The following is an 11221-nucleotide window of genomic DNA, read 5'->3' as shown; positions in this document are numbered from 1 at the left end:
AAAAAGCTGGGAAAAGAGTACAGTAATATGGTCATGGTGGCATGACCATATTACTGGGGATCCCTCAGCCCACGGGGAGAGGGTACAAACAAAAAAAATCCGCCTCAAAGGGCGGATTTTTTACTGGCTCACCGAAGTGATTAGAAGCGGTAACCTACGCCCGCGATCCAGGTGCCAACGTCAACGTTGCGGATACGGCTCTGCTCATAGGAGAAGTCCAGAGCAACGTTTTCGATTGGGTTGAACTGCATACCTGCGCCATAGGAGAAACCATAGTCGCTGTTGCTTGCAGTACGGTTCAGACCCTGATTTTCGGTCTGCTGGAATTTACCGTAGCCAACACCTACAACACCGTAGATGCTTGCCCAGTCATTCAGGCGGTAAGCAGGACCCGCGGTGATGCCGTAGTACTGACCTTTATTGTAAGAGCCATTTTCAGTACGATCTTTCTCGGTGTAAGTGAAAGAACCGATCACACCCAGCGGGTTGTTGTCTTGCTCGTAACGGTACTTCAGGTTGAAACCGTTGGTTTTGTTCATCACGCCCTGCATATCGCTCTGAGCGTAACCACCAGTTACAGTAGAAGTTGCCGCTACAGCGGTACCTGCGGAAACAGCCAGAACAGCTGCCAGTGCTGAAAGACATGCAATTTTTTTCATAACCACCTCAAATGTGCTTCAAGTAAGTCCGTAAGTTTTAAATATATCAAAAAAATCTGTGAAACTCTTTGTCATTCACGATGTCTAATGCGACCTTTCCTGTAACAGAACATTTCCAGCACCAGCTATCTTGTTAAAATAACTCCAGATTTTCACCGTCAAACGCTAATAGTGCGCGTCATCGCCAGAAAGTTCATCCAGATTATTCCTAATCTTTCAGGCGATAAAAGCATCAACCTTTCCTCATTTTACGGATTTTCCCTGGATTTTTTTCAACAGTAGCTCAACCGTCGCAGCTTATTTCCATTACACTGCCACTTTTACCTCTTTTGACAAAAATTGACAGGAGAAAGGATGCCAGGTTTACCCCGTAAATCGTCGGTCTGGATGCCGGTGGCAGTCATACTTATCGCGATGATGTCCATACAAAGCGGCGCGTCGCTGGCAAAATCGCTGTTTCCGCTGGTTGGTGCGCCCGGCGTCACGGCGCTGCGTATCGCATTAGGCACCCTCATCCTCGTGGTTATCTTTAAACCCTGGCGGCTACGGTTTAAAAAGGAGCAGCGACTGCCTTTGCTTTTTTATGGGCTGGCACTGGGAGGGATGAACTACATGTTCTATCTCTCTATTCAGACTATCCCGCTGGGGATCGCGGTCGCGCTTGAATTTACCGGCCCGCTGGCGGTTGCCCTCTTCTCTTCTCGTCGTCCGGTAGATTTTATCTGGGTCATACTGGCCGTGCTGGGGCTATGGTTCCTGCTGCCGCTCGGGCAAAGCGTTTCACAAATCGATTTGACAGGGGCAGCTCTGGCGCTGGGCGCGGGGGCATGCTGGGCGGTGTATATTCTCACTGGCCAGCGTGCGGGCGAAGAGCACGGCCCCGCGACGGTCGCCTTAGGCTCACTAATTGCCGCCGTAATCTTTGTCCCAATCGGAATGGCACAAGCGACAGACTCAATATGGCAGTGGTCAATCCTGCCGGTTGGTCTGGCGGTTGCCATTCTCTCTACGGCCCTGCCCTACTCTCTGGAGATGATCGCCCTGACGCGCCTGCCCACACGCATTTTTGGTACGCTCATGAGCATGGAGCCCGCGCTGGCCGCCATCTCAGGAATGATTTTCCTCGGTGAAACCCTGCCCCTGGTACAAACGCTGGCGCTCTGTTCCATTATCGCGGCGTCAATGGGCTCCACCCTGACCATGCGCCCGGAACCTAAAGTGCAAAAAATCGATCTCAACTAGGCCTTAAATTCTGCATGGCTAACCCGCCATGCAGAATATACGCCTCGTCAGTACTTCAAATAATTTCTTACAAACTATCTTGTATTGCCAAAATATTTCACCTGCCCGGCTTCCCGAAGAATGAATTAAGATTGATCTGTATCAACTTTAATAAACTACTTATTTTTCAAGCAGTTGATAATACAACCTTCCTTTCACTATTAAACCAATAGGCAGAGCCAAACCGCAGAGAAAAAATCCGGTGCTATACTAAGTCCCGTAATTACCTGGGACACAAACATCAAGAGGATATGAGATTATGAGTACCGCTAAACTGGTGAAAACGAAAGCGTCTAATCTGCTTTATACCCGTAACGATGTATCGGATAGCGATAAAAAAGCGACCATTGAGCTGCTGAATCGCCAGGTGGTCCAGTTCATCGATCTTTCGCTGATCACCAAACAGGCTCACTGGAATATGCGCGGTGCAAACTTTATTGCCGTTCATGAAATGCTGGATGGCTTCCGCACAGCACTGGTGACTCACCTGGATACCATGGCCGAACGTGCCGTACAGCTGGGTGGCGTGGCACTGGGTACCACACAGGTGATCAACAGCAAAACGCCATTGAAAAGCTATCCGCTGGATATCCATACCGTTCAGGATCACCTGAAAGAGCTGGCGGACCGCTACGCGATTGTGGCGAACGATGTTCGTAAAGCGATTGGCGAAGCCAAAGATGAAGATACTGCTGATATCTTCACTGCCGCATCACGCGACCTGGATCAGTTCCTGTGGTTTATTGAGTCCAACATCGAATAATCCCTGCGGATTTTCCGAATAACCCTCGCCCCTGGCGGGGGTTTTGCACATTTATGGTGCGCACTTTTGCCCGCAACGACCGCAAAAGTGAATAAAATGTAATAATCACCTCACACAATCGTTAACGGAAGATTGTTTTTTCGTCAGATTCTGCGCTAAATATCCCCCTGTCAGAAGACCTTAACGAAGCGCACCAAAACGGTGCTCCATTCTGGTGCAACATGACAAGATTGCCACGCTTTTTGTGCAATGCGTGACATCATCCCCTTTGCAAAACAACAGCTTGTAAAACTGGCATGATTTTTTCATTGTGCCAGAGGTTCTCGCAGGGGATCGCCCCGTGGATATAAAAGGATATGCTATGAAGTCTGTATTAAAAGTTTCACTGGCTGCACTTACCCTGGCGTTTGCGGTGTCCTCGCAGGCTGCCGAAAAACTGGTTGTGGCGACTGACACGGCGTTCGTACCGTTTGAATTTAAACAGGGTGATAAATACGTTGGTTTTGACGTGGATCTGTGGGCCGCTGTCGCAAAAGAACTCAAACTGGATTACACCCTGAAGCCAATGGATTTCAGCGGCATTATCCCGGCACTGCAAACCAAAAACGTTGACCTGGCGCTGGCAGGCATCACCATTACCGAAGAGCGTAAAAAAGCTATCGATTTCTCTGACGGCTACTACAAAAGCGGCCTGCTGGTGATGGTGAAAGCGGATAACAACGATGTGAAAAGCGTGAAAGATCTCGACGGTAAAGTGGTCGCCGTGAAGAGCGGTACCGGCTCCGTGGATTACGCGAAAGCCAACATCAAAACCAAAGACCTGCGTCAGTTCCCGAACATCGACAACGCTTACATGGAACTGGGCACCAACCGCGCGGATGCGGTGCTGCACGATACGCCTAACATCCTGTACTTCATCAAAACTGCCGGTAACGGCAAGTTCAAAGCGGTAGGTGATTCTCTGGAAGCTCAGCAGTACGGTATTGCATTCCCGAAAGGCAGCGACGACCTGCGTAACAAAGTTAACGGCGCGCTGAAAACCCTGAAAGAGAACGGCACCTATAACGAAATCTACAAAAAATGGTTCGGTACCGAGCCTAAATAATTTCACCTGACTTCAGGTTTGTAACGCCCGGTGGCGCTTACGCTTACCGGGCCTACGTTTTTCGTTTTTCACCACGGTATACAGGAATACATCATGCAGTTTGACTGGAGCGCCATCTGGCCTGCCATTCCACTCTTGCTTGAAGGCGCTAAAATGACCCTGTGGATTTCGGTCCTCGGTCTGGTTGGCGGGTTGATTATCGGTCTTGTCGCCGGTTTCGCCCGCACCTACGGTGGCTGGATTGCAAATCACATCGCACTGGTTTTCATCGAAGTGATCCGCGGCACACCCATTGTGGTGCAGGTCATGTTCATCTACTTCGCCCTGCCGATGGCCTTCACCGATCTGCGCATCGACCCGTTCAGCGCCGCCGTTGTCACCATCATGATCAACTCCGGCGCCTACATTGCGGAAATTACCCGCGGTGCGGTGCTGTCGATTCATAAAGGATTCAGTGAAGCTGGCCTGGCGTTAGGTCTTTCCCGTCGCGAAACGATCCGCCACGTTATTCTGCCGCTGGCGCTGCGCCGCATGCTGCCGCCGCTGGGTAACCAGTGGATCATCAGCATCAAAGACACCTCGCTGTTTATTGTTATCGGCGTGGCCGAGCTGACCCGTCAGGGCCAGGAGATCATCGCGGGTAACTTCCGCGCCCTGGAAATCTGGAGTGCGGTCGCCGTTGTCTACCTGATTATCACGCTTGTCCTGAGCTTTGTTCTGCGTCGTCTTGAAAGAAGGATGAAAATCCTGTGATTGAATTTAAAAACGTTTCCAAGCACTTTGGCCCAACCCAGGTGTTGCACAATATCGATTTGAACATCAGGCAGGGAGAAGTGGTGGTGATCATCGGGCCGTCCGGTTCCGGTAAATCCACCCTGCTGCGCTGCATTAACAAGCTTGAGGAGATCACCAGCGGCGATTTGATCGTCGATGGTCTGAAGGTTAACGATCCGAAAGTGGACGAGCGCCTGATCCGCCAGGAAGCGGGCATGGTGTTCCAGCAGTTCTACCTGTTCCCGCACCTCACGGCGCTGGAAAACGTGATGTTTGGTCCTCTGCGCGTGCGCGGGGCCAGCAAAGCGGCAGCGGAAGCGCTGGCAAAAGATCTGCTGGCGAAGGTTGGTCTGGCGGAGCGTGCCCACCACTATCCTTCCGAGCTGTCCGGCGGCCAGCAGCAGCGCGTGGCCATTGCCCGTGCGCTGGCGGTGAAGCCAAAGATGATGCTGTTCGATGAGCCAACGTCGGCACTCGACCCGGAGCTGCGTCACGAAGTGCTGAAAGTTATGCAGGATCTGGCGGAAGAAGGCATGACGATGGTCATCGTTACCCACGAAATCGGCTTTGCCGAAAAAGTGGCGTCCCGTCTGATCTTCATTGATAAGGGCCGCATCGCGGAAGACGGTAATCCGCAGACGCTGATTGCGAACCCACCAAGCCAGCGCCTTCAGGAGTTCCTGCAACACGTCTCCTGATAACCACACACAGAGCCGGGCATGCCCGGCTTTTTTATGCCGGATTGTTCCCAAAAACTGCCCTCCGCTCCGCGCGCTCTATACTTATCATTTTGCACGATATTTTTGTCGGAGGACGCCGTGCCGTGGATCCTGTTACTCCTGTTTAGCCTGTTTAGCGCGCCGTCGCTCGCCGTAACCCTTCCCGGCGTCACCACCGGAGCCACCGCCACCCAGCAAAATGCGCCGCCAGAACCGGATGCTGAAAAGAAAAAAGCTGCCTACAGCGCGCTTGCCGACGTGCTTGAGAACGACACGTCCCGGCAGGAGCTGATCGATCAGCTGAGGAAGGTGGCCGCCACGCCGCCTCAGGATCCGGTTCCTGCTATTGCGCCGCCGGAAGCCGAAGAAGAAAAAACGGTGCTGGAAAACGTCACCGACATCAGTCGCCGCTACGGGGAAGCCCTGTCGTCGCGTTTTGCCCAGCTCTATCGCAACCTGGTTGGCACCTCACATAAGCCTTTTAATCCTCACACCTTTTCCGCCGCCGCCACCCAGTTTGCTATTCTGGCTGGTGCCGTCTTCATTTTTTACTGGCTGTTGCGCCTGTCTGTCTGGCCGCTTTACCGGAAAATGGGACAGTGGGGACGCAAAAAGAATCAGCATAAAAGCAGCTGGCTGCATCTTCCGGCAATGATTACCGGGGCGTTCGTCATCGATTTACTGCTGCTGGCCCTGACGCTGTTTGTCGGTCAGCTGCTGGCTGACCGCCTTAATACCGGAAACAAAACCATCGCGTTTCAGCAGGGACTGTTCCTCAATGCGTTTGCCCTGATTGAGTTCTTTAAAGCCCTCCTGCGGTTGATCTTCTGCCCACGCGTGCCGGACCTTCGCCCCTTCGCCATTTCGGATCAGAGCGCCAAATACTGGGCGGTGCGGCTTAGCGTGCTGAGCGGGTTGATTGGTTATGGCTTGTTGGTTGCCGTGCCGATTATTTCCAACCAGGTTAACGTGCAGTTCGGGGCGCTGGCGAACGTGCTGATCATGCTGTGCATTACCGTCTGGGCGCTGTACCTCATCTTCCACAATAAAAAAGCGATCACCGACAGCCTGCTGCACCTGGCCGATCGCTCCCTCTCCTTTTTCAGCCTCTTTATTCGCGCCTTTGCGCTGGTGTGGCACTGGCTGGCCAGCGCCTATTTTATTGTGCTCTGTTTCTTCTCCCTGTTCGACCCGGGCAATAGCCTGAAATTTATGATGGGGGCGACGTTCAAAAGCCTGGCGATTATCGGCATTGCGGCCTTTGTCTCTGGCCTGCTTTCCCGCTGGCTGTCGAAAACGATCACCCTGTCGCCGCAGGTTCAGCGTAACTACCCGGAACTGCAAAAGCGGGTGAATGGCTGGATGACCGTATCCCTGAAGGTGGCGCGTATTCTGACGGTCTGCGTGGCAATTATGCTGCTGCTGAACGCGTGGGGGCTGTTTGATTTCTGGAACTGGCTGCATAACGGCGCGGGGGAAAAGACCGTTGATATTCTTATTCGTATCGCGCTGATCCTGTTTTTCTCCGCCGTCGGCTGGACGCTGCTGGCAAGCCTTATCGAAAACCGTCTGGTGTCGGATGTCCACGGCAGGCCGCTACCGAGCGCCCGCGCCCGCACGCTGCTAACCCTGTGCCGCAACGCGCTGGCGGTGATCATCAGTACCATCACCATCATGATTGTGCTGTCGGAAATCGGCGTGAATATCGCCCCGCTGCTGGCGGGTGCCGGTGCGCTGGGGCTGGCGATCTCCTTCGGTTCTCAGACGCTGGTGAAGGATATTATCACCGGCATTTTTATCCAGTTTGAGAACGGGATGAATACCGGGGATCTGGTGACCATCGGTCCGCTCACCGGCACGGTCGAGAGGATGTCCATTCGCTCCGTCGGCGTGCGTCAGGATACCGGCGCGTACCACATTATTCCGTGGTCATCGATCACCACCTTTGCCAACTTTGTGCGCGGCATTGGTTCGGTGGTGGCGAATTATGATGTCGATCGTCACGAAGATGCAGATAAGGCGAAGCAGGCGCTGCGGGATGCGGTGAACGAACTGATGGAGATGGAGGATATTCGCGGGCTGGTGATTGGTGAACCATCGTTCGCGGGCATCGTCGGGCTGACGAACACTGCCTTTACCCTGCGCGTGTCGTTCACCACCCAGCCGCTGAAGCAGTGGACGGTGCGCTTCGCCCTCGACAGCATGGTGAAAAAACACTTCGATCTGGCGAACGTGAGAGCGCCGGTGCAGACGTATCAGGTATTGTCGCCGCCCGCTTCGCCGCTCCCTCCGCAGGAGCCGACGCTGTAAACGAGCCGGGTGGCGGCTTCGCCTTACCCGGCCAGAGAAACGATTATTTGCGGCGTTTGTTATCGTCCATAAAGGACCAGGCAATAAAGCGGCTCTGCTTCTGGCCCTGCGCCATCTCTTTTTTAACCACTTTCACCGCGCCGACGTCGGTCAGCGCGCGGTAAAGCGGCGGCAGGTTATCGCCACGGGAGACCAGCGTGGTAAACCATTTCACCTGACGACCGAAGCCCTTACTCTCGGCAATCATGCGCAGAATAAATGCCACTTCCCCGCCCTCGCACCACAGCTCCTGCTGCTGGCCGCCAAAGTTCAGCGCGCCATCTTCAGCCTGGCCCAGGTTACGCCGCTTGCGTTCACTTCCCGCACGAGCAGAGGCGGCGGAGTCGTGGAATGGCGGGTTGCACAGGGTGGCATCATATTGTTCGTTCTTATGAATAATGCCGTTGAAAATAGCAGCGGCATCCTTCTGACGACGCAGACGAACGGCCCGGCTTAACCCCGGGTTAGCGTTGATAATGGCCTGCGCGCTGGCGAAGGCCTCAGCACCGATCTCGCTGCCGGTAAACCGCCACTGATATTCATGTGCGCCTATCAGGGGGTAGATCAGGTTCGCGCCCGTACCGATATCAAGCACGGTGGCCTGTTTTGGCACCACGCCGCCATTGTCATCCGCCAGCAGATCGGCAAGATGATGGACGTAATCCGCACGTCCTGGCACCGGTGGGCAGAGAAAGCCATCCGGGATGTCCCAGTGCGTAACGCCATAAAAATGGGCCAGCAGCGCTTTGTTCAGCGTCTTAACCGCCAGCGGATCGGCAAAGTTTACCGACGGTTCACCGGCTGGTGTCTGAACAATAAAATCCTGCAATTCCGGGCAGCTCAGGCACAGGGCTTTCATGTCGTAGCGGCTACGGTGGCGGTTACGCGGGTGCAATCCCGGCTTTTGGGAAGTCATGGCATTCTCCTTTAAACAGCCGCGTAAGATACCCTGTGACGGCGCGGGGGTAAATATCTGTCTGAGTCGCACAAAAAAACGACAAAAATCAGCGACCTGTATGTCTATGATCTGTCAACAAATTGTCAGAATTTATCGTTCAAAAAATAAGCAGATCATCATCAAATTTTTGCGCTAAATCACACGCGTCAGGCTTCTAAACTTAAGAGGAATCACCTGTTGTTTCCCCTGAGGATGTGATTATGAAAAAATATCTGACCTTTATTATTGCGGGTGCGCTGGCAGGCGCATCGTTCTCAGCCTGGTCCGTTCAACCTCTGACCGACAGCAACGACACCAGCCAGCTACGTGCGGCGGGGACGGTCTCTGTCAGCCGGGCAAGCAACCTTGATGACCTTCAGGACAAGCTGGCCGAAAAAGCGCGTCAGGAAGGGGCTAAAGGCTTCGTGGTGAACGCTGCCGGTGGCGATAACCATATGTACGGCACCGCGACCATCTATAAATAATCGATTCCTTCCCACACTGCATCTGCCAGGCAGATGCAGTTCTCATTCCCTTCCTTCGCCTTGACTGTGCGTTTTTTAACCCCATATTAAGATGAATGGCTTAAACAGATCAGGAGAACATGATGGCTTCCGGCTGGGCGAATGACGACGCCGTTAACGAACAGATCAACAGTACTATTGAAGATGCGGTCGCGCGTGCTCGCGGTGAAATTCCACGCGGCGAAAGTTTGACGGAATGCGAAGAGTGCGGAGATCCGATTCCTGAGGCACGGCGTAAAGCCATTCCTGGCGTACGGCTATGTATTGCCTGTCAGCAGGAGAAAGATTCGAAAAATGCGACACATTCAGGATATAATCGCAGAGGATCGAAAGACAGCCAGTTACGTTGACTTTCCTTTACCGAAGTTAACCGCGCCAGCCGTTTACTTTACGCTCACGACTTTTAGCGAAACGCGTAGCAAATCGTGCCCTTCCGATGGCTTCTGTAAAGCGCATCCACAAGAAGTGTCAATTCCGCTTCTGAATTTATTAATAATCAATAAGTTATTTGTCATTCAATTTTTTTGAGCAACCACGTCAATTCTCTTCGATTTTATCTTCCGCTAAAAACCGTGATACTTATCACATCGACGGAACATCGTCCCTTTAACAGAATAACCTGCGAGAATTGACCTATGAAAACCATCAAATATGCTGTTGCCGCTGTTGCCCTGTCCGCTCTCTCTTTCGGCGCTTTCGCCGTAGAGCCAGTCTCCTCTACTCAGGCACAGGATCTGAACAAAATCGGGGTGGTGAGTGCTGAAGGCGCGACCACGCTGGACGGTCTGGAAGCCAAACTGGCGGAAAAAGCAGCCGCTGCCGGCGCAAGTGGATACACCATCACGTCCACTAACGGTAATAACAAACTGAGCGGTACTGCGGTTATCTACAAGTAATCGAACGAATTATGCTCCACCCTCACCATACCCTCTGGTGAGATGCTCCAACCCTCATTGACCCTGTTGTTGTTACCCTTGTTTGCCCGTCCGCCACTGGACGGGCTTTTTTTTGCTTAAAACGACTGTGCCACACGCTGCAATCCGGCTTCCACGGATGCCACTTCCCCTGCCGCCAGCAGGCAGCAGGCCATTTGCAGCTTGATCGACTGAGGAACCGGCACCTTTCCGGCCAGACACTGTACGATCCAGTGCGCGGTGACCTGCGGATCTTTTGACTCGGGCAAGATCACATCGCAGTTCTCTTCCCCACGTTCCAGTACGACCCGCGTCCCGGCAGGCTCAATCAGCATCAGCTGTGGACAACGCTGCGGGTTGGCATAAACCTCCCCTTCCGTCCCGTGCATCAGCAGCGCCCGCCCGCCGATTTCGGCAAAAAATTGTCCGACCCGCGTCACGTACTCCGGATGGGAGACGCTGGAAAGACGTAGCGCGGCGTCTTCGGCAAACGGCGTCGCCAGCTTCGCCAGGGTGTGGGCGCTGTTACGTACTCCCATTCGCCATCGCATGTCCAGCTGCTTTTCCAGCGGCGGGCAGAGCGCGCGCACGGGAATATAGACCGGCTGGTTCCCCTCCAGTTTGGCCTGCGCCTGGCCAGCATGGAGAGTAGGTTCGATGCCTAATAATTCCAGAATGGTTTCTGTCAGCACGCGCGTTGGATCTTCGCTCACGCCATGCACCACCACCGGGAAACCGAGTTTCTGCAACAGAATAGCCAGCAGCGGCGTGAGGTTTGCCTGCTTACGCGCGCCATTGTAGGTCGGGATCACTATCGGCATCGGCTTCGTGACGGGCGGGGTTAAACGCATCGTCTGCGACTGCATGGCCTCATAAAAACCCCGCATCTCCGCCTCACCTTCCCCTTTGATGCGCAGCGCAATCAGAATGCCGCCCATTTCCAGCTCCGGCACGTCGCCATTCAGCATATGCGTGTACAACGCACGGGCCGTTTCCTGGTCCAGATCGCGAGCATGGTTTTTCCCACGCCCTACCTCTTTGATAATTTTGCGGTAATCCACGACATTTCTCCTGACAGCATCATCTTGTTAACAATATAGCCCGATGGACACGCACCCGATAGTGTTTTGTGATCATTATCAACCTGCTGTTTTCAGATAAAAAAATAAACTCAAGCATTATTTGCAATATTTGTG

At 53.5% G+C, this 11221-nt stretch carries 12 protein-coding genes; 9 read left to right on the top strand and 3 right to left on the bottom strand.

Annotated features, from left to right (window positions below):
- Window positions 1-140: 140 nt before the first annotated feature.
- Window positions 141-659, bottom strand: coding sequence for an outer membrane protein OmpX (gene ompX / locus ACOTYB_RS22195; protein WP_003858450.1), 519 nt, complete (start codon window positions 657-659; stop codon window positions 141-143).
- A gap of 354 nt (window positions 660-1013) precedes the next feature.
- Between ompX and rhtA the strand changes: the two genes are divergently transcribed.
- The 6 genes from rhtA (at window position 1014) to ybiO (ending at window position 7611) form a co-directional block, all read left to right on the top strand.
- Window positions 1014-1901: a threonine/homoserine exporter RhtA gene (gene rhtA / locus ACOTYB_RS22190; RefSeq protein ID WP_409249049.1), complete on the top strand. Its 888-nt coding sequence runs from the start codon at window positions 1014-1016 to the stop codon at window positions 1899-1901.
- A 298-nt stretch (window positions 1902-2199) separates the two neighbouring features.
- The gene (gene dps / locus ACOTYB_RS22185; protein ID WP_000100801.1) at window positions 2200-2703 is read left to right on the top strand and encodes a DNA starvation/stationary phase protection protein Dps; all 504 of its coding nucleotides are present in this window, start codon (window positions 2200-2202) and stop codon (window positions 2701-2703) included.
- 361 nt (window positions 2704-3064) lie between these two features.
- Complete coding sequence (glnH, locus tag ACOTYB_RS22180; protein WP_045343626.1) at window positions 3065-3808, top strand: glutamine ABC transporter substrate-binding protein GlnH; 744 nt, start codon at window positions 3065-3067, stop codon at window positions 3806-3808.
- 93 nt (window positions 3809-3901) lie between these two features.
- Complete coding sequence (gene glnP, locus ACOTYB_RS22175) at window positions 3902-4561, top strand: glutamine ABC transporter permease GlnP (protein ID WP_003858462.1); 660 nt, start codon at window positions 3902-3904, stop codon at window positions 4559-4561.
- Window positions 4558-5280 carry a glutamine ABC transporter ATP-binding protein GlnQ gene (glnQ, locus tag ACOTYB_RS22170; RefSeq protein ID WP_003858465.1) on the top strand — a complete coding sequence of 241 codons (723 nt, stop codon included), beginning with the start codon at window positions 4558-4560 and terminating at the stop codon, window positions 5278-5280. Before glnP ends, glnQ begins: the two co-directional genes overlap by 4 nt.
- Window positions 5281-5400: 120 nt before the next feature.
- Window positions 5401-7611: a mechanosensitive channel protein gene (gene ybiO / locus ACOTYB_RS22165; protein WP_023315681.1), complete on the top strand. Its 2211-nt coding sequence runs from the start codon at window positions 5401-5403 to the stop codon at window positions 7609-7611.
- A gap of 43 nt (window positions 7612-7654) precedes the next feature.
- On the opposite strand, the gene rlmF is transcribed toward ybiO, so the two are convergent.
- The gene (gene rlmF, locus ACOTYB_RS22160; RefSeq protein WP_023315680.1) at window positions 7655-8566 is read right to left on the bottom strand and encodes a 23S rRNA (adenine(1618)-N(6))-methyltransferase RlmF; all 912 of its coding nucleotides are present in this window, start codon (window positions 8564-8566) and stop codon (window positions 7655-7657) included.
- 242 nt (window positions 8567-8808) lie between these two features.
- Here rlmF and mcbA point away from each other — a divergent pair, with 242 nt between their 5' ends.
- The 3 genes from mcbA (at window position 8809) to ybiJ (ending at window position 10007) form a co-directional block, all read left to right on the top strand.
- Window positions 8809-9072 (top strand): DUF1471 family periplasmic protein McbA, encoded by a 264-nt coding sequence (gene mcbA / locus ACOTYB_RS22155; protein WP_003858470.1) that lies wholly within the window; start codon window positions 8809-8811, stop codon window positions 9070-9072.
- A gap of 122 nt (window positions 9073-9194) precedes the next feature.
- Window positions 9195-9461 (top strand): DksA/TraR family C4-type zinc finger protein, encoded by a 267-nt coding sequence (locus ACOTYB_RS22150; protein WP_003858472.1) that lies wholly within the window; start codon window positions 9195-9197, stop codon window positions 9459-9461.
- Window positions 9462-9746: 285 nt separating this feature from the next.
- Complete coding sequence (gene ybiJ / locus ACOTYB_RS22145; RefSeq protein WP_003858474.1) at window positions 9747-10007, top strand: DUF1471 family protein YbiJ; 261 nt, start codon at window positions 9747-9749, stop codon at window positions 10005-10007.
- A 116-nt stretch (window positions 10008-10123) separates the two neighbouring features.
- Here ybiJ and ybiB read toward each other — a convergent pair whose 3' ends face one another.
- Window positions 10124-11086 carry a DNA-binding protein YbiB gene (ybiB, locus tag ACOTYB_RS22140; protein WP_023315678.1) on the bottom strand — a complete coding sequence of 321 codons (963 nt, stop codon included), beginning with the start codon at window positions 11084-11086 and terminating at the stop codon, window positions 10124-10126.
- Window positions 11087-11221: the final 135 nt, after the last annotated feature.

Source organism: Enterobacter cloacae complex sp. IR5450 (assembly GCF_049238665.1).
Taxonomy (GTDB): Bacteria; Pseudomonadota; Gammaproteobacteria; order Enterobacterales; family Enterobacteriaceae; genus Enterobacter; species Enterobacter hormaechei_C.
Note: the sequence above shows the minus strand (reverse complement) of the source record. Positions and strands in the feature narration are given on the sequence as shown.